General features: G+C 55.7%; 24 protein-coding genes. 6 read left to right on the top strand and 18 right to left on the bottom strand.

Features of this window, described 5'->3' with window-relative positions; genetic code table 11:
* Nucleotides 1–4: 4 nt before the first annotated feature.
* The 4 genes from lspA to murJ form a co-directional block, all read right to left on the bottom strand.
* The gene (gene lspA, locus ACNQ6O_RS15535) at nucleotides 5–529 is read right to left on the bottom strand and encodes a signal peptidase II (RefSeq protein WP_418054091.1); all 525 of its coding nucleotides are present in this window, start codon (nucleotides 527–529) and stop codon (nucleotides 5–7) included.
* On the bottom strand, nucleotides 529–3,348 hold the full coding sequence (gene ileS, locus ACNQ6O_RS15530) for an isoleucine--tRNA ligase (RefSeq protein ID WP_418054090.1): 2,820 nt from the start codon (nucleotides 3,346–3,348) through the stop codon (nucleotides 529–531). Before ileS ends, lspA begins: the two co-directional genes overlap by 1 nt.
* 34 nt (nucleotides 3,349–3,382) lie before the next feature.
* Complete coding sequence (ribF, locus tag ACNQ6O_RS15525; protein ID WP_418054089.1) at nucleotides 3,383–4,351, bottom strand: bifunctional riboflavin kinase/FAD synthetase; 969 nt, start codon at nucleotides 4,349–4,351, stop codon at nucleotides 3,383–3,385.
* Nucleotides 4,352–4,468: 117 nt separating this feature from the next.
* Nucleotides 4,469–6,058: a murein biosynthesis integral membrane protein MurJ gene (gene murJ, locus ACNQ6O_RS15520; RefSeq protein WP_418054088.1), complete on the bottom strand. Its 1,590-nt coding sequence runs from the start codon at nucleotides 6,056–6,058 to the stop codon at nucleotides 4,469–4,471.
* Nucleotides 6,059–6,323: 265 nt separating this feature from the next.
* On the opposite strand from murJ, the gene rpsT reads away from it, so the two are divergent.
* Nucleotides 6,324–6,593 carry a 30S ribosomal protein S20 gene (gene rpsT / locus ACNQ6O_RS15515; protein WP_418054087.1) on the top strand — a complete coding sequence of 90 codons (270 nt, stop codon included), beginning with the start codon at nucleotides 6,324–6,326 and terminating at the stop codon, nucleotides 6,591–6,593.
* 74 nt (nucleotides 6,594–6,667) lie between these two features.
* On the opposite strand, the gene proB is transcribed toward rpsT, so the two are convergent.
* The 4 genes from proB to rplU form a co-directional block, all read right to left on the bottom strand.
* Nucleotides 6,668–7,792, bottom strand: a complete 1,125-nt coding sequence (proB, locus tag ACNQ6O_RS15510) for a glutamate 5-kinase (RefSeq protein ID WP_418054086.1) — start codon at nucleotides 7,790–7,792, stop codon at nucleotides 6,668–6,670.
* A 30-nt stretch (nucleotides 7,793–7,822) separates the two neighbouring features.
* Entirely contained in the window at nucleotides 7,823–9,013 is a 1,191-nt protein-coding gene (gene cgtA / locus ACNQ6O_RS15505; RefSeq protein ID WP_418054085.1) for an Obg family GTPase CgtA, read from the bottom strand.
* Between the two features lie 135 nt (nucleotides 9,014–9,148).
* The gene (gene rpmA, locus ACNQ6O_RS15500) at nucleotides 9,149–9,409 is read right to left on the bottom strand and encodes a 50S ribosomal protein L27 (RefSeq protein WP_305897896.1); all 261 of its coding nucleotides are present in this window, start codon (nucleotides 9,407–9,409) and stop codon (nucleotides 9,149–9,151) included.
* Nucleotides 9,410–9,444: 35 nt separating this feature from the next.
* Nucleotides 9,445–9,756: a 50S ribosomal protein L21 gene (gene rplU / locus ACNQ6O_RS15495; RefSeq protein ID WP_114335893.1), complete on the bottom strand. Its 312-nt coding sequence runs from the start codon at nucleotides 9,754–9,756 to the stop codon at nucleotides 9,445–9,447.
* Between the two features lie 241 nt (nucleotides 9,757–9,997).
* On the opposite strand from rplU, the gene ispB reads away from it, so the two are divergent.
* The gene (ispB, locus tag ACNQ6O_RS15490) at nucleotides 9,998–10,966 is read left to right on the top strand and encodes an octaprenyl diphosphate synthase (RefSeq protein ID WP_418054084.1); all 969 of its coding nucleotides are present in this window, start codon (nucleotides 9,998–10,000) and stop codon (nucleotides 10,964–10,966) included.
* A gap of 155 nt (nucleotides 10,967–11,121) precedes the next feature.
* Entirely contained in the window at nucleotides 11,122–12,648 is a 1,527-nt protein-coding gene (locus ACNQ6O_RS15485; protein ID WP_418054083.1) for a WS/DGAT/MGAT family O-acyltransferase, read from the top strand.
* Nucleotides 12,649–12,678: 30 nt separating this feature from the next.
* Here ACNQ6O_RS15485 and ACNQ6O_RS15480 read toward each other — a convergent pair whose 3' ends face one another.
* On the bottom strand, nucleotides 12,679–13,320 hold the full coding sequence (locus ACNQ6O_RS15480; protein ID WP_418054082.1) for a DUF2057 family protein: 642 nt from the start codon (nucleotides 13,318–13,320) through the stop codon (nucleotides 12,679–12,681).
* 112 nt (nucleotides 13,321–13,432) lie between these two features.
* Between ACNQ6O_RS15480 and ACNQ6O_RS15475 the strand changes: the two genes are divergently transcribed.
* Nucleotides 13,433–13,633, top strand: a complete 201-nt coding sequence (locus ACNQ6O_RS15475; protein WP_418054081.1) for a DUF6316 family protein — start codon at nucleotides 13,433–13,435, stop codon at nucleotides 13,631–13,633.
* A 34-nt stretch (nucleotides 13,634–13,667) separates the two neighbouring features.
* Here ACNQ6O_RS15475 and ACNQ6O_RS15470 read toward each other — a convergent pair whose 3' ends face one another.
* The 8 genes from ACNQ6O_RS15470 to glyA form a co-directional block, all read right to left on the bottom strand.
* Nucleotides 13,668–14,177, bottom strand: a complete 510-nt coding sequence (locus ACNQ6O_RS15470; RefSeq protein ID WP_418054113.1) for a phosphatidylglycerophosphatase A — start codon at nucleotides 14,175–14,177, stop codon at nucleotides 13,668–13,670.
* A 14-nt stretch (nucleotides 14,178–14,191) separates the two neighbouring features.
* On the bottom strand, nucleotides 14,192–15,142 hold the full coding sequence (thiL, locus tag ACNQ6O_RS15465; RefSeq protein ID WP_418054080.1) for a thiamine-phosphate kinase: 951 nt from the start codon (nucleotides 15,140–15,142) through the stop codon (nucleotides 14,192–14,194).
* A 3-nt stretch (nucleotides 15,143–15,145) separates the two neighbouring features.
* Entirely contained in the window at nucleotides 15,146–15,622 is a 477-nt protein-coding gene (gene nusB, locus ACNQ6O_RS15460) for a transcription antitermination factor NusB (protein ID WP_114335886.1), read from the bottom strand.
* On the bottom strand, nucleotides 15,622–16,098 hold the full coding sequence (ribE, locus tag ACNQ6O_RS15455; RefSeq protein WP_418054079.1) for a 6,7-dimethyl-8-ribityllumazine synthase: 477 nt from the start codon (nucleotides 16,096–16,098) through the stop codon (nucleotides 15,622–15,624). The genes nusB and ribE overlap by 1 nt, the downstream gene beginning before the upstream one ends.
* Before the next feature lie 49 nt (nucleotides 16,099–16,147).
* Nucleotides 16,148–17,263 (bottom strand): bifunctional 3,4-dihydroxy-2-butanone-4-phosphate synthase/GTP cyclohydrolase II, encoded by a 1,116-nt coding sequence (gene ribBA, locus ACNQ6O_RS15450; protein WP_418054078.1) that lies wholly within the window; start codon nucleotides 17,261–17,263, stop codon nucleotides 16,148–16,150.
* Nucleotides 17,264–17,326: 63 nt separating this feature from the next.
* A complete protein-coding gene (gene ribD, locus ACNQ6O_RS15445; RefSeq protein WP_418054077.1) occupies nucleotides 17,327–18,442 on the bottom strand; it encodes a bifunctional diaminohydroxyphosphoribosylaminopyrimidine deaminase/5-amino-6-(5-phosphoribosylamino)uracil reductase RibD in 1,116 nt (371 codons plus the stop codon).
* Entirely contained in the window at nucleotides 18,439–18,954 is a 516-nt protein-coding gene (gene nrdR, locus ACNQ6O_RS15440; RefSeq protein ID WP_114335882.1) for a transcriptional regulator NrdR, read from the bottom strand. Before nrdR ends, ribD begins: the two co-directional genes overlap by 4 nt.
* A 72-nt stretch (nucleotides 18,955–19,026) precedes the next feature.
* Entirely contained in the window at nucleotides 19,027–20,280 is a 1,254-nt protein-coding gene (glyA, locus tag ACNQ6O_RS15435; protein WP_418054076.1) for a serine hydroxymethyltransferase, read from the bottom strand.
* A gap of 296 nt (nucleotides 20,281–20,576) precedes the next feature.
* Here glyA and ettA point away from each other — a divergent pair, with 296 nt between their 5' ends.
* Complete coding sequence (ettA, locus tag ACNQ6O_RS15430; RefSeq protein ID WP_418054075.1) at nucleotides 20,577–22,238, top strand: energy-dependent translational throttle protein EttA; 1,662 nt, start codon at nucleotides 20,577–20,579, stop codon at nucleotides 22,236–22,238.
* Nucleotides 22,238–23,617: a DNA repair protein RadA gene (radA, locus tag ACNQ6O_RS15425; RefSeq protein WP_418054074.1), complete on the top strand. Its 1,380-nt coding sequence runs from the start codon at nucleotides 22,238–22,240 to the stop codon at nucleotides 23,615–23,617. Before ettA ends, radA begins: the two co-directional genes overlap by 1 nt.
* Nucleotides 23,618–23,679: 62 nt before the next feature.
* Here the strand turns inward: radA and ACNQ6O_RS15420 are convergent, their stop codons facing one another.
* Nucleotides 23,680–24,048 carry a PilZ domain-containing protein gene (locus ACNQ6O_RS15420; RefSeq protein WP_418054073.1) on the bottom strand — a complete coding sequence of 123 codons (369 nt, stop codon included), beginning with the start codon at nucleotides 24,046–24,048 and terminating at the stop codon, nucleotides 23,680–23,682.
* Nucleotides 24,049–24,220 lie beyond the last annotated feature (172 nt).

Here is a 24,220-nt window from a genome sequence, read left to right as displayed (position 1 = left end):
AGGATCATTTACTCCTGTCGGCATCCCCGCTGTCTTCAGCGGGTTTGCGGAATACGTCGAGCACCATCATGGCAGCGCCGATGGTGATGGCGGTGTCGGCCAGATTGAAGGCGGGGAAATGCCAGTCCTGCCAATAAAAATGCAGGAAATCGACCACGTAGCCATGAACCACACGGTCGTATACGTTACCAATGGCCCCACCCAATATCAGCACAATGGCGATGGCGGTCCAGGTTTCGTTGGCTTTGAGCTTTTTCAGCCAACCGGTCAGAACCACGCTGACAACCAAGGCCAGAGCTACGAAGAACCAGCGCTGCCAACCGGCGGCGTCGGCCAGAAAGCTGAAGGCCGCGCCGGTATTGTGCAGCAAGGTCAGGTTAAAGCTGGGGATCACCGGCACCGGGTTGCCGTAGGTCAACATGGCGGTGGCCATGTATTTGGTACCTAGGTCCACCGCAATCACCAAGACGGCCAGCCATAACCACTTCAGCTTGCTGCCTTCCCGCTCATCAACCATGACGGTGTCCATCAAGCGTAGGCTCGGGTTTCGCCCGGGCCTTCCACGTTGCTGACACAGCGGCCGCACAGGTCCGCATGGTTTTCGTTCTGGCCAACGTCTTCACGGTGGTGCCAGCAGCGCTCGCACTTGGCGTGAGCGGCCGGAGTCACTTTCACCATCAAGCCTTCAAGGCTGGTTTGCTCGGCACCTTCCGCTTCGCTGACTGGCTTAACCGTAGCTTCGGAAGTGATCAACACGAAACGCAGCTCTTGGCCCAGGAAGTTCAGGCGCTCGGCCAAACTGCCTTCGCAGTACAAGGTAACTTCGGCACTCAAGGAGCCTTTGATGTCACCACGGGCACGAACATCTTCGAGGCATTTGTTGACGGCCTCTTTCACGCTATAGATTTCGCGCCAGTAGTCGCGACCCAGCTCTGCGTCTTCCGGCAGTGCGGTCAGGCCTTCGTACCAGGTTTCGTAGAACACGGTTTCGCCACGCTGTCCCGGCAGGTGCTGCCAGATCTCGTCAGCGGTAAAGCTGAGGATCGGGGCAATCCAGCGCACCAGCGCTTCTGCCACATGGTACAGCGCGGTCTGGCAGGAACGGCGAGCCAAGCTGTCGGCCTGAGTCGTGTACTGGCGATCTTTGATGATATCCAGATAGAAACCACCCAGCGTCGCTTCACAGAAGTTATACACTTTCTGGTAAATGCGCAGGAAGGCGTAGTTTTCGTAGTCTTCTTGCAGCTCGTTTTGCAGCTGCAAGGCACGATCTACCATCCAGCGGTCGAGGGCGATCATATCTTCCGGCGCCACCATGTGCTGCTCCGGCTCAAAACCGTTCAGGTTGCTGAGCAGGAAGCGGGCGGTGTTCCGGATACGGCGGTAACCGTCTGCGGTCTGGCGCAGGATGTCTTTGGAGACTGACATCTCGCCGCTGTAATCGGTGGCCGATACCCACAAACGCAGGATGTCAGCACCAAGCTCATTCATCACTTCCTGAGGCGCAATCACGTTGCCCATGGATTTGGACATCTTGTAGCCTTTGGCATCCACGGTGAAGCCGTGGGTCAGCACCTGCTTGTAGGGCGCTACGCCATTCATGGCGATGGAAGTCTTCAGTGACGACTGGAACCAACCGCGGTGCTGGTCAGAGCCTTCCAGGTAAAGGTCCGCAGGGAACTGCCCTAATTCTTCCCGTGCTCGCAGTACAGACTCGTGAGTGACACCGGAATCGAACCAAACGTCCAGGGTGTCGAGCACCTTGTCGTACTGGTCAGCGTCGTCACCCAGCAGTTCGTTTTGATCGATATCGTACCAAGCGTCGATACCATCGGTTTCAACCGCTTGCGCCACTTTTTCGATCAGTTCCTGAGTGTTCGGGTGCAGGTCCTGAGTTTCCTTGTGAATGAACAAGGTGATCGGAACACCCCAGGTGCGCTGACGGGAGATACACCAGTCAGGGCTTTGCTGGAACATGGCTTCAATGCGGTTCTGGCCCCAGCTCGGCACCCAGCGGATGCCTTTGATGGCTTCCAGCGCATCGTCACGCAGGTTGAGCTTGTCCATGCTGATGAACCATTGCGGCGTTGCACGGTAGATCAGCGGTGTTTTGGTGCGCCAGCAGTGCGGGTAGCTGTGGCGGAATTTCTCGGCACGCACCAACTTACCTTCACGCTCCAGCGCAGCGCTGACCGGCTCGTCGGCTTTATACACGTGAATACCGGCGAATTCGCCTGCTGCATCGGTATAGGTGCCGTCTGCTTTGACCAGGTTGATGGTGTCAATGCCGTAGGCTTTGCCCACTTCAAAGTCTTCCATACCGTGGTCTGGAGCGGTGTGAACTGCACCGGTACCGGCATCCAGCGATACGTGATCGCCCAGAAGCACGGGCACTTGCTTGTCGTAGATCGGGTGCTGCAGCAGTTGGTTTTCGAGTGCGGAGCCGGTTACGTTGGCCAACACGCGGAAATCTTCTACGCCCCAGCGAGCCATGATGCCTGCAACCATATCGGTAGCCAGAATCATGCGCTCCGGGCCGTTGCCGGCATCCACCTGGACCAAGGCGTATTCCAGATCAGCGCCTAGAGAAACTGCTTGGTTGGCCGGGATGGTCCACGGCGTGGTGGTCCAGATAACCACTGAAACGTCACCTTCACCTTCGTCGGTACCGAACAACTTGAGCACGCCAGCCTGATCAACCGCGGTAAAACGCACGTCAATCTGGGTAGAGGTTTTGTCCTGATACTCAACCTCGGCTTCTGCCAGTGCGGACTGACCAACCACACTCCAGTAAACCGGTTTGAAGCCACGAACCAGATGACCTTTGGCCACGATCTTGCCGAGAGCACGAACAATGCCGGCTTCTACTTTCGGGTCCATGGTCAGGTAGGGCTTGTCCCACTCACCCATCACACCCAAACGGATGAAGTCGGCTTTCTGGCCGTCGATCTGCTTCGCCGCATAATCGCGACAGGCCTGGCGGAAGGTTTTGTAGTCCACTTTCACGCCGGCTTTGCCGATTTCCTGCTCAACCTTGTGCTCGATGGGCAGACCGTGACAGTCCCAGCCCGGCACGTAGGGCGCGTCGTACCCCATGAAGCTACGGGATTTAACGATCATGTCCTTCAGAATTTTGTTGACCGCATGCCCGATATGAATGCTGCCGTTCGCATAAGGAGGGCCATCGTGCAGGATGAACTTTTCCCGGCCTTCGCGCTGCTTGCGCAGGTTGCCGTAAACGTCGAGATCCTGCCAGCGTTTGAGCATATCCGGCTCACGCTTGGCCAGGTTACCGCGCATCGGAAAGGCGGTTTCCGGCAGATTCAGGGTATGCTTGTAGTCGCTCATGTTTGTGTGCGCACTCTCTGGTTGGTCAGTTAAATCAGTTGATGGGCTGGGCGGGGTTGTCCGCCAGCCAGGCCCGGGCATGCTCGAAATCCCGGGCGATCTGTTGCCGTAACTCGTCAACAGAATCGAATTTCACTTCGTCCCGCAGGCCGTGACGGAACACAACACTCAAATGCTGGCCGTAGAGTGTGCCAGCAAAGTCGAACAGGTGCACTTCCAGCGCTGGCCGTTTCCCGTCCACCGTTGGCCGAAGGCCAATGTTTGCAATGCCATCTTGCCATTCACCCGTCTCAAGGCGGGCACGTACCACATAAACACCACGCAAGGCGGGCATCCGGTTCAGCAAGATGTTCGCTGTGGGCGCGCCCAGCTGACGACCGAGCTGCCGGCCGTACACCACTCGACCATGAATCTGGTAAGGGTGCCCCAAAAGGCGCTCCGCTTCCTCAAGGCCGTTCACATTCAGAACCTTACGAACCCGAGTGCTGCTAACCCGCTCACCATCAACCGTTACCGTGCGAGTATTCTCGACGGTGAAGTCGTGCTCCTGCCCCACTTGTTTCAGTAGACGGAAGTCTCCCGCTCGATCACAACCGAAACGGAAATCATCACCCACCACCAGATGGCGCACCGCCAAGCCGTGGATCAGCACGTTTTCGATGAAATCCATGGCCGAAAAGCTGCGGAAGGTGTCATCGAAACGGATGCACAGCACTATGTCGATGCCTTCACTCAACAGCGCTTCGAACTTCTGACGGAATGGCATCAACCGGGGAGGCGCTTCGTTACCCTGAAAAAATTCCCGAGGCTGGGGCTCAAAAAACATCACCACAGAGGGCACACCCAGTTCTACAGCCTTTTGCCGCACCTGTTCGATAATCGTTTTGTGGCCCAAGTGCACACCATCGAAGTTCCCGATGGTTGCGACACAGCCACCGGCGAGCGGAGAATCCGCTTCCGCGGACAGGCGCTTAAGATTGGTGAGGCCTCGAATCAGACGCATGTACTGCGAACCTTTACTTGCCAACTGGCTTTGGGTGCACTCCCTACGGAACATGCACTGGTGAGAAAACGCGCGATTATACCCCAGTCGCGAGTATGGTAAAAATCGTGAAGACGCTTACTTCTGTCGGAACTGGCGAAGGCGCACACCGCACAGGACCAAAGTCACGAAATACGCCGCTACGCCAGCCGATACGATCACCGCCATATCAGTCGTTCTTTGCAGCCCCCCCGCGCCTAGCCAATCGGCCACAGGGGCGTTCAACCAAAGCACCACAGCGGCTAACGCCGAGTTAGCTACAGCCAATTGAATCAGGAACTTAGGCCAACCCGACTGACTCTGCCATGCACCATCCTTGCGTAAGCCGCGCCACAAAAGGTAGCCGTTCAACCAAGCCGACAAGGAGGTTGCCAAAGCCAGCCCGGCATGAGCTAGCGGCACAATCAACGCCAAGTTAAACGCCATATTGGCCACCATGGCGATGATGCCAATTTTCACCGGCGTCTTGGTGTCCTGCCGAGCAAAAAAGCCGGGGGCCAGCACTTTGATCAACATAAACGCTAAAAGCCCGGCAGAATACGCCCGCAAACTCTGGGCTGACATAGCCACATCTCGGTCCGTCACTTCGCCGTAATGGAACAGCGTGGCAATCAAAGGCTCGGCCAGCAGCGCCAGTGCCAACGCGGCCGGCAATCCAATCAACAGCACCGCCCTAACCGCCCAATCCAACGTGGCGGCAAACTGATCTTTTGATTCCGCCGCATGCTTGCGGGACAGGCTCGGCAGAATAACCGTCGCAATGGCAATGCCGAACACGCCCAAAGGTAATTCAGACAAGCGATCGGAATAATACAGCCAGGACACGCTGCCGGTTTGCAGGAACGAAGCCAGTACGGTATCCAGCAACAGGTTGATCTGACTCACCGACACACCAAAGAGCGCGGGCATCATCAACTTCAAAATACGACTGACACCTTCATGCCGGTAATCCACCCGGGGCCGCGGCATCAAGCCAAGCCGCATGAGAAAAGGCAGCTGGAAGAACAACTGCAAAGCGCCCGCAATAAACACACCCCAAGCCAGCGCCATGACTGGCTCACTCATCAACGGCGAAAGAAAAATAGCCGCCGCGATCATGGCCAGATTCAGCAGTACTGGCGTAAACGCTGGCACAGCAAAGCGGTCATAGCTGTTCAGAATACCGCCCGCAAACGCAGTGAGTGATATCAGCAGAAGATAGGGAAAGGTGATTCGCAGCATGTCGCTGGCCAGCGCAAACTTCACCTCATCCCCGAGAAACCCGGGGGCAAAGATGGTCGTCAGCACTGGTGCGCCCAACATAGCCACCAGCGTCACCGCTAAAAGCACCAAACCGAGTGAGCCGGCGACCGCATCCACCAAACGCTTTACGTCAGAGATGTCACGATTTTCCCGGTAGGATGACAACACTGGCACAAACGCCTGAGAGAACGCCCCCTCTGCAAAAAGCCGACGCAGAAAATTGGGAATCTTGAATGCCACAAAAAACGCATCCGCAGCGGTCCCGGCACCGAAATAGCGAGCAATCACCATGTCCCGCACCAATCCCAGCACTCGAGACAGCATGGTCATAACTCCGACCAAGCCCGACGATCTCAGCAATCCAGGCGGCTTAGGCGGCTCTTTTTTGGGGGACAGCGCTTGTGTTGGTTGCGGTTCCGAGGACATGTTGCGAGAATCCAAATCCAGAGTTCACGCCTGAGCGGCGTTTCGGTATTCCACAGGGCGGGCCTAGGCGCCGCAGTATGCCCCGTGCAGCGATGCGCGAGTGTAGCACAGGCCTTTAGCACGCGGGGATTACTGCGCCGACAACCTTGACATTTCAAGCTTACGGCGGCATAGTTCCGCGTCATTTATATCGACGCGCTCGTTATGGCGCGCCCGCGATCTAAACATATTCCGTTTTTATAGCAACGAATTCAGGAGTTTTACGGTGGCAAATTCCCCGCAAGCCAAAAAGCGCGCTCGTCAAAACGAGAAAAACCGCAAGCACAACGCCAGCCTGCGTTCCATGGCACGTACCTACATGAAAAAGGTCGACGCCAAGATCAAGGCCGGCAACTACGAAGAAGCCCAAGCAGCCATGAAGCAGGCTCAGCCGATTCTGGACAGCATGGTCAACAAAGGCATCTTCGCCAAGAACAAAGTTGCTCGTCATAAGAGCCGCGTGAACGCAAAAATCAAGGCTCTGAAAACTGCCTAATTTTGCGAACATAAAAAAACCGGCTTTCTAGCCGGTTTTTTTATGTCTGAAATTTGTCAAAACCTACTTTGGCGCTAGACAACCACCAGATTATCCCGATGAATCATCTCCTCATCGGACACATACCCCAACAGTTCAGCAATACGATCACTGGAATGACCGGCTATTTTGCCTGCTTCGTCCGCATCGTAGTTGACCAACCCACGAGCAATTTCACGCCCAGCCAAATCTACGCACATCACCATCTCACCGCGACGAAACTTTCCGCTTACCGCCTTAACTCCAACCGGCAGCAGGCTGCGCCCACCCTGACGCAAGACCTTCACTGCACCATCATCCAAAACCAGCGTGCCACGGGTCTGCAAATGGCTGGCGATCCACTGCTTTCGAGCCGCCAACCTGCCCTGCTCCGGCAACAACAAGGTGCCAATGACCTCCCCTTGCCGCAAGCGATCAATCGCACTCTCGATACGACCACCCACGATTACGGTGAAGGCACCAGAACGCGCCGCCAATCTGGACGCCCGCAACTTGGTCAGCATACCGCCACGGCCTAACGCGCCAGCACCACCACCAGCCATCGCATCCAACTCAGGATCTTCAGCTTTACGCTCGGTCACCAGCTCAGCATCTTCGTGCTTACGCGGGTCTTTGGTGAACAAGCCCAACTGGTCAGTCAGAATAATGAGGCCATCCGCCTCTACCAAGTTCGCGACCAGCGCTCCCAGCGTATCGTTATCGCCAAACCGAATTTCATCGGTGACCACGGTGTCGTTCTCGTTAACGATTGGCACAACACCGTAATCCAGAAGCGTGCGCAGCGTACTGCGGCCATTTAAGTAGCGTTTTCGATCGGAAAGATCATCATGAGTCAGAAGAATTTGTGCGGTATGAATGCCATGGCGCTTGAACTGGGCCTCCCAGGTTTGCACCAACCCCATCTGACCAACCGCCGCCGCGGCCTGTAACTCGTGCAGATGCTCAGGCCGAGCACTCCATCCGAGTCGACTCATACCCTCAGCTACCGACCCTGAAGACACCACCACAACCTCAACACCGCTCCGGATCAAGGCAGCGATCTGGTCAACCCACTGGCCCAGCGCGGAGACATCCAGCCCTTCACCATCATTGGTTAACAAAGCGCTGCCAATTTTCACCACCAATCGACGGGCTTTCTTTAGCTGGATGCGTTCACTCATGACAGCAGCAGAATCTCTTTGGGTTGCACGTTATTCGGGAGCGTAAACCACTTCGACATCATCATCGTCATCAAAATCGTCATCGTCGTCTTCTTCACGAGAAGCCCGACGAGCATTGCGATCAGCCTCAATCTTGGCGCGCGCCTCTTCATCCATCCGGCGACGACGAGCTGCTTCCTGCTCGGCAATTTCAGGATTTTCAGCCTCTTCTTCGGCCTGCTCTTCAATCCAGCGCATTACAGCCTGAACCAACGGTTTGGTACCTTCACCGGTAAGCGCGGACACAACAAAAACCGGACCTTCCCAGCCGAGCTCATCCACGATCGCCTGACAATGCGCCTCTCGATCCTCTTCAGGCACCATATCGACCTTGTTAAGCACCAGCCAGCGAGGACGATTCGCCAAGGTTTCACTGAATTTTTCCAGCTCGTAAGCAATCGCCTTAACCGCCTCCACAGGAGAAGAGCCGTCGTACGGCGCTACATCCACGAGGTGCAACAACAACCGAGTACGAACCAAGTGCTTCAGGAAGCGAATCCCCAAACCCGCACCTTCTGCCGCACCTTCAATCAACCCCGGAATATCCGCGATCACAAAGCTTTGGTGGGCCTGAACACTCACCACACCCAAATTAGGCACCAAAGTGGTAAACGGATAATCCGCCACTTTTGGCTGCGCCGCAGACACTGAACGGATAAAGGTGGACTTACCGGCGTTGGGCATACCCAGAAGCCCCACATCCGCCAGCACTTTCAGCTCCAAGCGCAAGTTTCGAGCTTCGCCGTCAGAACCCTTACTGGTCTGGCGTGGCGCACGGTTGATCGATGACTTAAAGCGGGTATTCCCAAGGCCGTGAAAACCACCCTGAGCCACTTTAAGGCGCTGACCTTCTTTGGTCAGATCCCCCAACACCTCATGAGTGTCCATATCCACCACCGTGGTACCAACAGGTACTGGCAGCTCTAGGTCATCACCTTTGATACCGGTACAGTTCCGACCCGAACCTGGCTGACCGTTCGGCGCCTTATGTTTGCGCTGAAAACGATAGTCAATTAAGGTATTCAGGTTACCGTCTGCTACCAGATAGACGGAACCGCCATCCCCGCCGTCACCGCCGTCGGGACCACCCTTGGGTACGTATTTTTCACGCCGAAAACTCAAGCAGCCATGGCCGCCCTTTCCCGCTTCAACAATGATGGTGGCTTCGTCTACAAATTTCATACGTCAAATGCCTTTGCATAAACTAAAAAGCCCCGCAGCCTCATGGAAGCTTTGCGGGGCTCCGGATTCACCTGAGAACTGATCAAATCAGCATATCAGGAAATCCAAGGTTCGACAGAACCGGATCGCCGCTGCTTACGCAGCTGGAACGATGCTCACGAACTTGCGGTTCTGCGGGCCTTTAACTTCGAACTTCACCTGACCTTCTGCTTTCGCAAAAAGGGTGTGGTCCTTGCCAAGGCCTACGTTGTTGCCAGCGTGGAAACGAGTGCCGCGCTGACGAACGATGATGCTACCTGCAGTTACAGTCTCGCCGCCGTAACGCTTGACACCAAGTCGTTTCGACTCGGAATCGCGACCGTTACGGGTACTACCTGCTGCCTTTTTATGAGCCATTACCAGCCTCCTTCTTTAAGGGGTATGTTCAGAGCTTAGCCCTGAATGCCCGTGATCTTGACTTCAGTAAACCACTGACGGTGGCCCTGACGCTTCATGGAATGCTTACGACGACGGAACTTGATGATGTTGATCTTGTCGTGACGACCGTGGCTTACCACTTCCGCAGTCACTTTAGCACCATCAACAACTGGAGCACCGACTTTAACGTCGTCGCCATTGGCTACCAGCAGAACACGATCGAACTCAACAGAGCCGCCAGTTTCAACTTCGAGCTTTTCCAGCTTCAGTGTTTCGCCTTCTTTTACACGGTGCTGCTTGCCACCGCTAACAATAACTGCGTACATTTTCTGTCTCCGCGATTGACCCATCCCTGCTCTTATCCACCTGGTTCTAAGGGAAGCGCTTTGGCAACCCTATTGCAGGGAGCGCAGGTTGGGATGAGTTGGGCGCGTGATTGTACGAAAAGCCGCCGACCAATACAAGGGAGTTTACGACTCAAGTTGACACTCTAGGCAGCAATACCTAGCATTGCCGCGTCCTGCCCGAAAACTCAACGAACATACCAGCAAGGGACTTACCAGCCCCATGACAGCCCAGCGCATCCATGACACCGTAGCGGACGACTTCAGCCGCGTGAATGACCTTATTATCCAGCGGCTTGCCTCGGATGTCCCGATGGTCGAGAAAATCGCCCAATACATCATCGAGAGCGGCGGTAAGCGCTTGAGACCCTTACTGGTTTTGCTCGCCAGCCAAGCCGCGGGCTACACCAAGGACGACCACCTGAAGCTGGCTGCCGTGATCGAATTCCTGCACACAGCCACGCTTTTGCACGATGACGTTGTCGACACGTCCGACATGCGCCGAGGCCGCAGCACCGCCAACGCAAAATGGGGCAACGCTCCGAGCGTGCTGGTAGGTGATTTCCTTTACGCCCGCGCTTTCGAGATGATGGTGGAGCTTCAAAGCCTTCCTATTATGAACGTTCTGTCTCGCGCCACCGCGGTGATTGCCGAAGGTGAAGTGATGCAGCTGATGAACGTGAAGAACCCTGATCTGACGGAAGATCAGTACATGGTCGTCATCCACAACAAGACGGCTATGCTTTTCGAGGCCTCATCCCACACCGGGGCTCTACTGGCAGGCGCTAGCGCTGAACAAGAAGCGGCACTGAAAGATTACGGCAAGCACTTGGGGCTGGCATTCCAGCTGGTGGATGACGTACTCGACTATCAAGGTGACGCCGAGACCATGGGCAAAAACGTCGGTGACGATCTGGCTGAAGGCAAAACCACTCTTCCGCTCATTCACGCCATGGCAAACAGCGGCGAAGACGAGCGCCAACTGATTCGCCAGGCGATTCGCAAAGGCGGGTTGGACGACCTCCCGAGAGTTCTGGAGATTGTTAAAGCGTCTGGTGCTATTGAGTACACCATGAACAAGGCAAGAGAAGAAGCAGAGACCGCACGCAACCGATTAGATTGCTTGCCGGAATCACCTTATCGTGAAGCCTTGGAGTTACTCACTGAAGTTGCTGTCGCGCGCGTAAGCTGAAGCAAAAAACCGGCAGCCCGCTTCGCGCATACAGAGCTGAAGAACTGACCGGAAAGCAGTATGACGATTGGCCTTCGGGCCAACCAAGGTGCAATACTCTTTGCGCTATACTGCCGCCCACTTGGTCACACACCACCTATAAGGGAGCTCTCTGCATGCAGCAGCTGTCGGAACTGGACGCTTCGTTTCTGTACCTTGAATCAGAAACTACGCCGATGCACATCGGTGGCGTTTACCTTTTCGATGCCAGCGGCCTGGAAACCCCCGTTTCATACGCCACCTTTGTCAATTACCTCTGCAGCCGTCTGCACGTTGCGCCTATATTTCGACAGAAACTCAAAGAGATCCCTCTACGCTTAGGCCGACCTTACTGGGTGGACGATGCCGAATTCAGCATCGAGCGCCATCTCGCGTACGTATCGCTTGGGGAAAGCGGCAAACAAACCTGCATCAACGCCCTTGCCGCCAAGATTCTGGAAGAACCCCTCAAACGCGATCGCCCTCTGTGGCACATCACCTTTGTGGATGGCTTTAAACTCGACACCCCAGAAGGTGACAAAGACGGGTTCGCCCTGATCGTTAAACTGCACCACGCTTCTATTGACGCCTTCAGCGGCGAGGAAATCATGGGCAAGCTACTGGAATATTCTCCGGTACCCAGAGAGATTAACCCGCCGCGCCCATGGCAACCGCAGCCGGAACCTTCGGAAGAACGTGTTTTCCTGCAAGCCGGCGCGAACATACTGAAGGCACCGATGCAGTTCGCATCCCTCGCTTACAATACGGCTGAAGCCACGGCTCGCGGGCTTATTCAAAAACAGATTCACAAGCTCCCACTGCCCGCCTCACTCTTTACGGCTCCGCACTCTCCGTTCAACAGGCAGATCACCGGCAATCGAAACATTGTTTCTGCCAGCGTCGATCTTGCTCGCCTGAAAACCATCAAGGCACAGTTGGGCGACGTCACACTGAATGACGTGGTGCTTGGAATTTGCGCGGAAACCCTGAACAGATACCTGATTACGCAAGGCGCGAAAGCCACCAAATCTCTCGTAGCGATGACCCCGATTTCAGTGAGATCCAGTAGCTTACGACATGCTACGGGTAACCAAATGTCTGCGATGCTGCTTAACCTCGCGACAAACGAAGCCGATCCAGCACTCAGGATCCGACACATTCACCGCAATGCCGTTGAAACAGAACCTTACCGGGAAGCCATTGCCGCCGACCGCCTGACAGAGCTGCTACCCTCCACGCTACTGGCACTGTCAGCTCGGCTTTATTCGGAATTCCGGGTCGCCCAGCGGTATCAACCACTGTTCAACCTTCCGATTACCAACGTGCCCGGACCACAAGTTCCCATGTACCTGCAAGGTGCCAAGCTGGTCCAACAGCACAACAGCGCGCCGCTGTTCGACAGTATGGGACTGGTGATTGTTGCGGTAAGCTACGAGGGCATGGTGACGCTCAATTTCACCCTATGTCCGGACGTCGTCCCGGGCGGAGAGAGCTTGGAAGGCTTGGTACATGACAGCCTTGAAGCTATTGAAATGCGGGCAGAAGCCGCTGGGGAAGCCATCATCGATGACGAAGCGAGCCTCAATTCAAAAGGCCTGACCAATGAAATCTTCAGCTACCTTGAAGGTCTATTAAAAAAACGCCCGCTTCGCTTTAAGCGCTAGCCAGTTCGGCTAGCGCTAATACCACTCTTGTTATTCAAAAGCCCAGCGTAGGAAGGTTTTCTTCTCTTCGTCCGTGGCCTCGCCCCACAAGAGCTTCAGCTTATCAAGCGTATTGTCAGAACCTGCTGCGTAGGCGCTTGCGCTAACTCCTGAAACCGGAGTCCGCATTTTGGTCGGTTCCGTCCAGACATCTGCCTCAGCAACCGCGTCACCCGCGGCATTTACAATGACTGCGGAGAAGTTTTTGCTAAAGGCTTCAGCTTCACGGCGCGTTGCGGGCTTATCAAACGCAAACTGATAGGTCATGCCCGGCTCGGCATCAAAACGCACCACCTGCGGGTCAGTTTCGATGACATGAACTTTCGATTCACCATTATCGACCACACCAGACTTGGCCCAAATGGTCTTATAGGTGAATACTACTTCATTGCGCCCCGGAAGCAGGCCGTAATCCAGCGCCAAGTCGTCCATAAGGAAATTGGTCATAGCCTTGCCGTTAACGTCAGTCACCTGAATGGTACCGGGTGCTTTCAGCACGGCAGGCTCAGTCGCAGCCGGCAAATCGCCCTCCCACGTATCAATCGTGGCCAAAGAGGAGGCACACCCTGCTACCAACAAACTCAGCACACCCACCGCTAATTTGAAAAAACCACCAACGTGACACATACTCATTTATACATCCTTTTTAAGAAAAACATTGAATTCGGCCGCATTTAAGCTAATTCTAAACAGGATACGCCAAACAATTCGATGCCCGAACCAAAAAATAGCGGAAGGAGGAAATATGGATACTCAACAACGGGCCGGCGAAAACACTCCCCCACCCTTTCGAAGCAGCCGCTTCTTTTGTGTAGGGAGCAAATGGTACTTCACCACGCGTGAAGGCTTCGACAGCGGCCCCTTTGCCTCAAAAGAACGCGCTGAAATTGGCCTGAAACGCTTTCTTCACGTCGTTAAGCTATTGCCAGAGGAACAACTCCACTAACGACGATCTCCGCACCATCCTTTTCCTGCACCCCTCAAACCATGAACGGCATTACCCAGCGGTCTATAGCAGACAGGCAGCCTAGCGCCATAAATCCAGCAACGACATCATCAAACATAATCCCCAGGCCGCCGGGCATACGAGCATCCAACCAACTGATGGGCCAAGGTTTCAGCACATCAAACAGCCGGAATAACATGAACGCCATCAGCACTCCGTATACCTGATCCGGAAAAAGGCCCAGAGCGATCCACATGCCAACGAACTCGTCCCAGACGATGCCGCCATGATCGTGGACCTTCAAATCTTCGGCGGTTTTTCCGCATAACCAGATACCGACAACAAAAGCCGCTAGAACAACCAGCCAGTAGGCAACCGGCGGCATCCAAGCAATGCCATACCACAACGGAATGGCGGCAAGACTTCCCCAAGTGCCGGGCGCCTTTGGTGCTGCTCCGCTGCCAAAACCGAAAGCCAGCAAATGCACCGGATTGCGCAAAAAGCCCGGCGGCAGAATTGCCTTCACGTTATCTGGCTCTTGCATCACGTTATTGTCCGTCAAACAGACCTCCCAAAATGATCATACCCCTGGCGGCGGCCAACGGTTTCTGCATTTGCCACATTTAGACCGAGCTTAGGGCTTATGCGCCCAATAGCGGTTAGCTGACTGCGAACATGAGAGTCCAGTTCCGCCAGCACCTCTTCAGCAATGGTCAGACACAATTGATAATCGTCGCCGGCATTCAAAGCCAAGCCTAACGCTTCGCCCCCCTTCAGTGCCACCAAGGCGGGAGACAATGGAATCTTGCCGGCATCAACCTCGGCCCCCACTCCGGACGCATCCAGAATATGCTGCAAGTCAGAGAGCAAGCCATCAGAAATATCGATTGCCGCTGAGGCTTTACCGACCAAGACAGCACCTAACTGCAACCGGGGTTCGGGATAGTGGTAACGTGCAAGCACTGCCTGCTGGTCGTCTGTGGGCGCTGCAGTATCAAGGAAGTCCAGAGCAGCACCCGCATCGCCTAACGGTCCGGTAACGCACACAAGATCCCCTGCGCGCGCACCAGAGCGTTGCAGGGCCAACCCTTCCTGAACCGTACCATGCACTTGAAGTGTAATCGTCAGTGGGCCGCGTGTCGTGTCTCCACCCGCAAGAGCGATACCAAAAGCGTCACTGGCCCGAGCCAAGCCTCGGGAATAGCCTGCCAGCCACTCAGGTTCCGCGCGTGGAAGTGATAGCGCCAAGGTAAAGCAGACAGGATCAGCTCCCATAGCAGCCAAATCACTAACAGCCACCGCTAACGAGCGCCAACCAAGATATTCAGGGGGATAGTTCGGAGGGAAGTGGACACCCTCTACGAGGGTATCCACTGAAAACACCAAATCTCGTCCCGGTGGGATGCGCTGAATCGCGCAGTCGTCACCGGGACCAAGAATGAGCTGACCTTGCCGTGCGTTGTCAGCCAGCGGCTGAAAATACTGGCGGATCAGCTCAAATTCACCCATAAATCAGCGTGGACGGGTTTCAGCCAACCGCAGGCGGCGACTGAGTTTGTCCAGAATACTGTTCACGAACTTATGACCTTCTGTGCCGCCAAAGCGCTTGGCCATTTCAACACCTTCGTTGATCACCACCTTGTAGGGCACATCAATACGGTGCTTCAGTTCATAGGCACCCAAGCGAACGATAGCCAACTCAACCGCGTCCACCTCTTTCATGGGGCGGTCCAGGAACGGTTCCAGCAGCCGATCCAGCTCGGCCTGCTCACGATGAACACCTCTCAAAACGTCCCGGAAATACATGATATCCACTTTGCTCATGTCGTTATCGACCATGAACTCGGCTTCAATATCCGAAATAGGGGTTTTGCTGAAATGCCGCTGGTACAACCCCTGCATTGCTAACGCCCGAGCGCGACGACGGTCGCCGGCTTTGGGCTTACTCGTATTCCCCGGTTGGGGACTGCTATCGCCTGCTTCGCTCATTACTCACCCAACTTCTTGAACAAACTGACCATTTCCAGGGCAGTAATTGCTGCTTCCGCGCCTTTGTTGCCAGCCTTCGTTCCTGAACGCTCAATCGCCTGCTCGATAGAATCGACGGTCAGCACACCAAAGGTTACTGGCACGTCTGTTTCCAGGCTCACTGCGCCCAAACCACTGGACGCTTCACCAGCCACGTACTCAAAGTGCGGCGTACCACCACGGATCACCGCACCCAGCGCTATAATGGCGTCGTAGTCAGAGGTTTCTGCTACACGCTTAACCGCAAGCGGCATTTCATAAGCACCCGGTACGCGAATCACGGTGATATCGCTCTCGGAAATACCATGGCGACGCAGTGTATCGATCGCGCCTTCAACCAGGCTCTCAACTACAAAACCGTTAAAACGGCCAACCACCAGCGCGTAACGTCCGCTGCAGTGGGTAAAATCACCTTCAATTACTTTGATATCTGCCATCTCGGGCTCCTTCTCGGGCTGCAGCACATTCAGGCTGCAACCAGGTTTATCATTCGGGGGTATAAGGTACGTATTCCACAACTTCCAGGTCGAAACCGGAGATAGCCGAGAATTTTACGGGCGGGCTCAGCAAACGCATCTTGCCTACGCCAATGTCGCGCAGAATCTGAGAGCCCGTGCCTACGGTAAAGTACACACCGGAGCTGCCTTTGCCTGAAGATCCACGACCTTCATCAAAAAACTCCTGCATGCGATCTTCCAGATTGCGACTGTCTTCTGCGCTGTTCAAAAGCACGACCACGCCTTTGCCTTCATTGGCAACCTTCTCCAAGGCATGATGCAGAGGCCAGCTTCGGGAATCCTTGCGACGAGCACCCAACAGATCGCGCAGCGTGTCGGTAATATGAACACGGACGTATACCGGCTCATCCGCACTGATGTCACCCATTACCATGGCCAGGTGGGTTGAACCCTGAATATTGTCCCGGTAGGTGCGCAGCTTGAAGACACCGTATTCGGTATCCAGATCATTCTCTTCCACGCAGGCTACGGTCTTTTCATTCATGGTGCGGTAGTGAATCAGATCGGCAATGGTGCCAATCTTGAGATCATGCTCTTCCGCGAACTTTTCGAGATCTTCACGACGGGCCATCGAGCCATCATCGTTCATGATTTCGCAGATGACACCCGCGGGCTCACAACCGGCCAGAGACGCCAGGTCACAAGAAGCTTCCGTATGACCCGCTCGGCTCAAGACGCCACCGGGGTCAGACATCAACGGGAAAATATGGCCCGGCTGAACCAGATCAGCGGCTTTGGCATCGCGTGCCACCGCAGCCTGCACGGTACGGGCACGGTCCGCTGCCGAAATGCCGGTGGTCACACCTTCACGGGCTTCAATCGACAAGGTGAACTTGGTACCAAAGCCTGATGCGTTCTGCTGAACCATCAGCGGCAAGCCGAGTTGTTCGCAGCGCTGCCGGGTCATCGGCATGCAGATGAGACCGCGGCCAAAGCGCGCCATAAAGTTGATCGCTTCCGGCGTGCAATGTTCTGCAGCCATCACCAGATCACCCTCGTTTTCGCGGTCTTCGTCATCCATCAGGATGACCATTTTACCCTGTCGAATATCTTCGATGATGTCTTCAATGCTGTTCAGTGCCATACGGTTCTGCACCCTGTCACCCCGGCTGTTCGCAATCACAGCCCAGAGGAATGAATTGAATGATTAACTGCGGGCGAGGATCAATCGTTGATCTTCGCCCACCTGACGGCGATCCAGCACCTTCCATTGCACTTTGTCTGCCATAACTTCAATGGGCAGATGAGCCGTTGGGCGCCCTGTACTCCCCAAAAACACCGGGGCTTGGTATAACCAGAGCTCATCTACCAAATTCTCGTTGATAAAGGTGCCAGCCAGCGTTGGCCCCGCCTCCACCAATAATTCGTTAATACCTTTTTCGCCAAGGGCGTCCAGCAACTCAGCTACGTCTACCCCGTTATCTCTCCAGGCAACGCCGGCAATACTCACACCCAGCGCGGCCAGATCCTGTGCCGGTGCCGTTGGCTGAGTGGAACTGGCGCAGAATACCTGAACATTACCGCCGCGAAGGATTCGGGCCGACGTTGGCGTTCGCGCATCACGGTCAGCAATCACCCTTAGCGGCTGGCGCGAAGGTGCCGCAGCATCCCCCAGGTCACCCATATCATCCAGGCGCACGGTCAAGGACGGATCATCCGCCAACACTGTACCCACGCCTGTGAGAATAGCATCGCTCATGGCCCGCAACCGCTGTACATCCCGGCGAGCCTCAGGGCCAGTAATCCACTGGCTTTCACCGGACGCCATCGCCGTACGACCATCCAGACTGGCGGCCATTTTCAGTCGCACCCAGGGTCGTCCGGTATTCATGCGTTTCATAAAGCCGGGATTCAGGCGCGCAGCTTCTTCACTCAGCACGCCTTCGGTTACCCTTATGCCCGCATCTCGCAGCATATCAAGCCCCCGGCCAGAGACCGTAGGGTTCGGATCTTTCGTGGCGACAAATACTTGCGCGACACCGGCCTCCATCAAAGCCTTCGCGCAAGGCGGTGTACGGCCATAATGGCTGCACGGCTCCAGTGTTACGTATGCCGTTGCACCACGAGCTTCTTGACCCGCTTGGCTCAGCGCATGCACTTCTGCGTGCGCTTCTCCCGCTCGCTCATGCCAGCCTTCGCCAACAATACGGTTGCCTCGGGCGATCACACACCCCACTCGCGGATTCGGATGAGTGGAGTAACGACCACGCCAGGCCAACTGGATAGCCCGAGCCATCATTGCCCTGTCGCGGTCTGAAATCATACCTTACCTTTCCCTGTAGGGGTTTCAGCCAGTGCGCGAGCCACGTCCGCGGCATCGCCGTTACCCTGGGATAAGCGTTCAATCTCTTCTTTGAACTCGTTGATGTCCTGAAAACTGCGATAAACCGAGGCAAAACGCACGTAAGCCACCTTATCCAGCTGGCGCAGTTCAGTCATCACCTCTTCGCCCAACTGCATCGACTTCACTTCTCGCTCGCCGGTAGCGCGCAGTCGGTACTTAATTCTGTTGAGCGCGGCTTCGATCGATTCAATACTGACCGGGCGTTTTTCCAGAGCTTTCATCAGACCGGCCCGCAACTTTTCTTCATCGAAAGGTTGCCGGGTACCGTCTTGCTTGACCACGCGCGGCATCACCAATTCTGCCGTTTCAAACGTGGTAAACCGCTCATGGCAGGACAAGCACTCCCTGCGGCGGCGCACCTGATCACCTTCGGCCACCAGGCGCGAATCAATCACCTTGGTATCGGCTTCACCACAGAAAGGACAATGCATAGTTCAGACGCTCCGAAAAAAAGGGCCCGGAAAGCCCCAAAAGGACTTCCGGGCAGACTCACTCAGTGCAAATCAAGCGTAAACCGGGAAACGCGCGCACACGGCTTCAACCTGCTCGCGCACACGGTTGATGGTCGCTTCGTCTTCCAGGTTGTCGAGGATGTCACACATCCAGCCTGCCAGATCACGGCATTCCTGCTCACCGAAACCACGAGTGGTCACGGCCGGAGTGCCAACACGCAGACCAGAGGTCACGAACGGAGAACGTGGATCGTTAGGAACCGCGTTCTTGTTTACAGTGATGTGGGCACGGCCCAGCGCTGCATCCGCATCTTTACCGGTGATGTCCTGCTTGATCAGGCTAACCAGGAACAGGTGGTTCTTGGTGCCACCGGATACCACGTCGTAGCCGCGATCGATGAACACCTCGGCCATAGCGGCAGCATTCTTGACCACTTGCTGCTGGTAGGCTTTGAACTCGTCACTCATGGCTTCTTTGAAGCAGATGGCCTTAGCCGCAATCACGTGCATCAAAGGACCACCCTGACCGCCCGGGAACACAGCAGAGTTCAACTTCTTCTGCAGGGCTTCGTCATCACAAGCCAAAATCAGGCCGCCACGGGGGCCGCGCAGAGTCTTGTGAGTGGTGGTGGTCACTACGTGAGCGTGAGGAACCGGGTCCGGGTATACACCTGCGGCAACCAGGCCAGCTACGTGCGCCATATCGACAAACAGGTATGCGCCTACTTTGTCTGCGATCTCACGGAAGCGGGCGAAATCCAGTTCCTGAGAGTAGGCAGAGAAGCCGGCAATGATCATCTTCGGCTTGTGCTCAACCGCCAGAGCTTCCACTTCATCGTAATCGATCAGGCCAGTTTCCGGGTTCAGACCGTACTGCACGGCGTTATAGATCTTGCCGGAGAAGTTTACACTGGCACCATGAGTCAGGTGACCACCGTGAGCCAGACTCATGCCTAGAACGGTATCGCCCGGCTGAACCAGCGCCATGAACACGGCAGAGTTGGCCTGAGAACCAGAGTGCGGTTGCACGTTAGCGTAGGCAGCACCAAACAGCTCTTTGGCGCGATCGATCGCCAACTGTTCCGCCACGTCTACGAACTCACAGCCACCGTAGTAACGCTTACCGGGATAGCCTTCGGCGTACTTGTTGGTCAGCACGCTGCCTTGGGCTTCCATGACCCGGGGGCTGGTGTAGTTTTCGGACGCGATCAGCTCGATGTGCGCTTCCTGGCGTTTTTCTTCCGCCTGCATTGCGTTCAACAGTTCGTCATCGAAACCGGCGATTTTCATATCACGATTAAACATGGAGTGCTGCCCCTGTCTGAATGGCTGGTCCGGCTTACCGTTGTGTATGCCGCAACCCCTGAAAAATTGGGCCGTCATTCTATCTCGAATGCGGGTCAAAAATCATCCTTTATACCGTCCGCAGATACCGACACGCCGGCAATCCCGGTTTCCACTCAATTGCTATCCCCGACCGGTTTCGATACCTTACCGAATCAAAACTACGCAGTCAGATCGGGCGCGGCACAGAAACACACTGCCCGCGTTACCGACACCAGAATTCATAAACCTATTTCTTACCAGAGGTTTCAGCCGATATGGCCCAGTACGTATACAGCATGAACCGCGTGGGCAAAGTGGTACCGCCCAAGCGGGAAATCCTGAAAGACATTTCTCTTAGCTTCTTTCCGGGCGCCAAAATTGGCGTACTCGGCCTGAACGGCTCAGGTAAATCTACCCTGCTCCGCATCATGGCCGGCGTCGACCAGGATTACATTGGCGAAGCCCGCCCGCAGCCCGGCATCAATGTCGGCTACCTGCCACAGGAACCAGAGCTGGACGAAGAGAAAACTGTCAAAGAAATCGTGGACGAGTCCGTCGCCCACGTACACAACGCGCTAGCCGAGCTCGATCAAGTGTACGCGGCGTACGCCGAGCCCGACGCCGACTTTGATGAACTGGCCAAGAAGCAAGGCCAACTGGAAGCTATCATCCAAGCCACCGACGGCCACGACATCGAGCGCAAGATGGAAGTCGCCGCCGACGCGCTGCGCCTTCCGGCTTGGGATCAGAAAGTAAAAGTTCTTTCCGGTGGGGAGCGCCGCCGAGTAGCCCTGTGCCGGCTGCTGCTATCCGGCCCGGACATGCTGCTGCTCGACGAGCCTACCAACCACCTGGACGCAGAGTCCGTCGCTTGGCTGGAGCGCTTCCTCCACGATTACGAAGGCACCGTGGTTGCGATTACCCACGACCGTTACTTCCTGGACAACGTTGCGGGCTGGATTCTCGAACTGGACCGCGGCCAAGGCATTCCGTTTGAAGGTAACTACAGCCAGTGGCTGGAGAACAAAGAAAAGCGTCTGGAGATGGAGTCCAAACAGGAAGCCGCTCATCAGAAGGCTGTTAAGCAAGAGCTTGAATGGGTTCGCTCGAATGCGAAGGGCCGCCAGTCCAAGAGCAAGGCCCGCCTGTCTCGCTTTGAGGAAATGAGCTCTCAAGAGTTCCAGAAGCGCAACGAAACCAACGAACTGTACATCCCACCCGGACCGCGTCTGGGCGACAAGGTGATTGAAATCGAAGGCATCAGCAAAGCCTTTGGCGACCGCCTGCTGTACGAGAACGTTTCACTGACTGTACCTCCCGGAGCCATTGTCGGCATTATCGGTGGTAACGGTGCCGGTAAGTCCACGCTGTTCAAGATGATCGCCGGCATGGACCAGCCGAACTCCGGCACCATCACCGTTGGCGAGACCGTTGAGCTTGCGTATGTCGATCAGATGCGCGATCTGGATGGCAGCAAAACCGTTTGGGAAGAGCTGTCCGACGGCAACGACATTATCAAAGTCGGCAACTACGAAACCCCGTCCCGCGCCTACGTGGGCCGCTTTAACTTTAAGGGCACAGACCAGCAAAAACGCGTTGGCGATTTGTCCGGTGGTGAGCGTAACCGCCTGCACCTTGCCAAGCTGCTGAAACAAGGCGGCAACGTGTTGCTGCTGGACGAACCCACCAACGACCTCGACGTAGAAACCCTGCGCGCACTGGAAGAAGCCCTACTGAACTTCCCGGGCTCCGCGCTGGTAATCTCGCACGACCGTTGGTTCCTGGACCGTGTCGCAACACACATTCTGGCGTTCGAAGACGATGGTGAAGTGGTCTATTTCGATGGCAACTTCACGGAATACGACGCCGACTTCAAGAAACGTAAGGGCGACTCTGCAATGCAGCCTAAGCGTATGAAGTATAAGAAGCTGGCGTAATGGCCAAAGCCAAAACCGCATACGTCTGCACGGAGTGCGGCGCTGATTATTCCAAATGGCAGGGGCAATGCACGGCCTGCCAAGCGTGGAACACCGTCAGCGAAATGCGTGGTATATCCGGCAACAGCACCAAAGGCGCTCGCGGCATCCGATTTGAGGGTTACGCGGGCAGCTTGTCGGAGGTTAAGAGCCTTGACGAGGTCAGCCTCGCCGAACAGGCACGCATCAGCACCGGCATGCAGGAGTTTGACCGCGTGCTCGGTGGCGGCCTGATCGAAGGCTCGGCAGTGTTGATGGGCGGCCACCCGGGCGCCGGTAAAAGCACCTTGCTGCTTCAAGCCGTGTGCCAACTGGCAGCCCAGCACCCTGCCCTGTATGTGACCGGCGAGGAATCGCTGCAACAGGTTGCCATGCGCGCCAAGCGCCTCGGCTTGCCCACCAAAGACCTGAAAATGCTGTCCGAAACCAGTGTCGAGCGGGTCATGCAGGTGGCCGAAACTGAAAAGCCCCGCATTCTGGTGGTGGACAGTATTCAGGTCATGCACGTTGCCGACATTGAATCCGCACCCGGCTCGGTCTCTCAGGTGCGCGAAAGCGCCGCTTACCTGACCCGCTTCGCCAAGCAGACCGGCACCATTCTATTTTTGGTAGGCCACGTTACCAAAGACGGCAGTCTGGCTGGCCCGAAAGTACTCGAGCACATGATCGACTGCTCGATCCTGCTGGAAGGCTCCAGCGATAGCCGTTACCGCACCCTGCGGGGCATCAAGAACCGTTTTGGTGCAGTCAATGAGCTAGGCGTTTTCGCCATGCTGGAACAAGGCCTGAAAGAGGTGAAGAATCCCAGCGCCATTTTCCTGAACCGGGGCGAGGAAGCGGCTCCGGGCAGTGTTGTTATGGTGGTTTGGGAAGGCACCCGGCCGATGCTGGTGGAAATTCAGGCACTGGTGGATATGGCTCAGGGCAGTTACCCAAGGCGGGTTGCGGTTGGCCTAGATCAGAATCGTTTGGCGATGTTGTTAGCGGTTCTGCACCGGCATGGCGGTATGCATGTGGCGGATCAGGATGTGTTTGTGAACGTGGTTGGTGGGGTGAAAGTTGCCGAAACCAGTGCTGATTTGGCTTTGCTGGCTGCGGTTGTTTCGTCCTTCCGGAATCGAGCCTTGCCGCAGGATTTGGTGATTTTCGGGGAAGTCGGCCTTTCCGGTGAAATTCGCCCTGTGCCCAGCGGGCAAGAGCGGATTTACGAAGCTTCCAAGCATGGCTTCACCCGGGCGCTGGTTCCGAAAGGCAATGCACCTCGCAAGCCAATCGACGGGATGAAGGTTATTCCTGTGACAAAACTGTCGGATGCGCTTTCGGCTCTGGAGGAGCTTTAATCTACCCCCACCAGCCTAGCCTGCGGACTTTGGTGCAATCAGGCTCTCTAAATAAGCAATCTTCAATCAATCAGGTGCGAAAGCTCCCGTTCTAAAAGCTCTGGATCTCCTAGGTTCAATTCCACCAACCGCCTCAAATGCGTTGCACTTTCGATGTCGATGTACTGGCACTTAAAGCCCAGACGATGCCCTTCAACGTGCACCAACTCCACCGCCATAACAATACCGGCCTCGTGGCCATTCAGCTGTACAACAAGCTCACAGGGCTCACCGAGTGGCACGCCCCAGCCTTCTGGCCGCTCAACAAGCGCCCCTTTGAGGGAGATATCCAACACCTCCGTTAACCACACCTGTTCCTGCCAATGCAGCTCACAGGGAGCATCAAAGCTAATACGGTGGAAACGGCGATTTTCGGGATTCTGGGCAGCCAAGGCATGTCTCCGAGTCTTGAATAGATCTGCTATGACTATAGACCGGACATAAAGTGGAATCCATCACACAGAGCCACGAGAAACCAATTCCCTTATGGCGGACAAAAGCTACGGGGCATGAAGTGGCTTGGGGGGACGGCCTCCAAAAAATTTCGGAGGCCATGGATGGCCG

It is taken from the genome of Marinobacter sp. SBS5 (assembly GCF_048285575.1).
Classification (GTDB): Bacteria; Pseudomonadota; Gammaproteobacteria; order Pseudomonadales; family Oleiphilaceae; genus Marinobacter.
This window is presented reverse-complemented; position numbering and strand designations above follow the sequence as displayed.

Coding starts and splice junctions, on each gene's coding strand:
- lspA (WP_418054091.1), bottom strand. CDS start 529: ATGGACACCGTCATGGTTGATGAGCGGGAAGGCAGCAAGCTGAAGTGG.
- ileS (WP_418054090.1), bottom strand. CDS start 3,348: ATGAGCGACTACAAGCATACCCTGAATCTGCCGGAAACCGCCTTTCCG.
- ribF (WP_418054089.1), bottom strand. CDS start 4,351: ATGCGTCTGATTCGAGGCCTCACCAATCTTAAGCGCCTGTCCGCGGAA.
- murJ (WP_418054088.1), bottom strand. CDS start 6,058: ATGTCCTCGGAACCGCAACCAACACAAGCGCTGTCCCCCAAAAAAGAG.
- proB (WP_418054086.1), bottom strand. CDS start 7,792: ATGAGTGAACGCATCCAGCTAAAGAAAGCCCGTCGATTGGTGGTGAAA.
- cgtA (WP_418054085.1), bottom strand. CDS start 9,013: ATGAAATTTGTAGACGAAGCCACCATCATTGTTGAAGCGGGAAAGGGC.
- rpmA (WP_305897896.1), bottom strand. CDS start 9,409: ATGGCTCATAAAAAGGCAGCAGGTAGTACCCGTAACGGTCGCGATTCC.
- rplU (WP_114335893.1), bottom strand. CDS start 9,756: ATGTACGCAGTTATTGTTAGCGGTGGCAAGCAGCACCGTGTAAAAGAA.
- ispB (WP_418054084.1), top strand. CDS start 9,998: ATGACAGCCCAGCGCATCCATGACACCGTAGCGGACGACTTCAGCCGC.
- ACNQ6O_RS15485 (WP_418054083.1), top strand. CDS start 11,122: ATGCAGCAGCTGTCGGAACTGGACGCTTCGTTTCTGTACCTTGAATCA.
- ACNQ6O_RS15480 (WP_418054082.1), bottom strand. CDS start 13,320: ATGAGTATGTGTCACGTTGGTGGTTTTTTCAAATTAGCGGTGGGTGTG.
- ACNQ6O_RS15475 (WP_418054081.1), top strand. CDS start 13,433: ATGGATACTCAACAACGGGCCGGCGAAAACACTCCCCCACCCTTTCGA.
- ACNQ6O_RS15470 (WP_418054113.1), bottom strand. CDS start 14,177: ATGCAAGAGCCAGATAACGTGAAGGCAATTCTGCCGCCGGGCTTTTTG.
- thiL (WP_418054080.1), bottom strand. CDS start 15,142: ATGGGTGAATTTGAGCTGATCCGCCAGTATTTTCAGCCGCTGGCTGAC.
- nusB (WP_114335886.1), bottom strand. CDS start 15,622: ATGAGCGAAGCAGGCGATAGCAGTCCCCAACCGGGGAATACGAGTAAG.
- ribE (WP_418054079.1), bottom strand. CDS start 16,098: ATGGCAGATATCAAAGTAATTGAAGGTGATTTTACCCACTGCAGCGGA.
- ribBA (WP_418054078.1), bottom strand. CDS start 17,263: ATGGCACTGAACAGCATTGAAGACATCATCGAAGATATTCGACAGGGT.
- ribD (WP_418054077.1), bottom strand. CDS start 18,442: ATGATTTCAGACCGCGACAGGGCAATGATGGCTCGGGCTATCCAGTTG.
- nrdR (WP_114335882.1), bottom strand. CDS start 18,954: ATGCATTGTCCTTTCTGTGGTGAAGCCGATACCAAGGTGATTGATTCG.
- glyA (WP_418054076.1), bottom strand. CDS start 20,280: ATGTTTAATCGTGATATGAAAATCGCCGGTTTCGATGACGAACTGTTG.
- ettA (WP_418054075.1), top strand. CDS start 20,577: ATGGCCCAGTACGTATACAGCATGAACCGCGTGGGCAAAGTGGTACCG.
- radA (WP_418054074.1), top strand. CDS start 22,238: ATGGCCAAAGCCAAAACCGCATACGTCTGCACGGAGTGCGGCGCTGAT.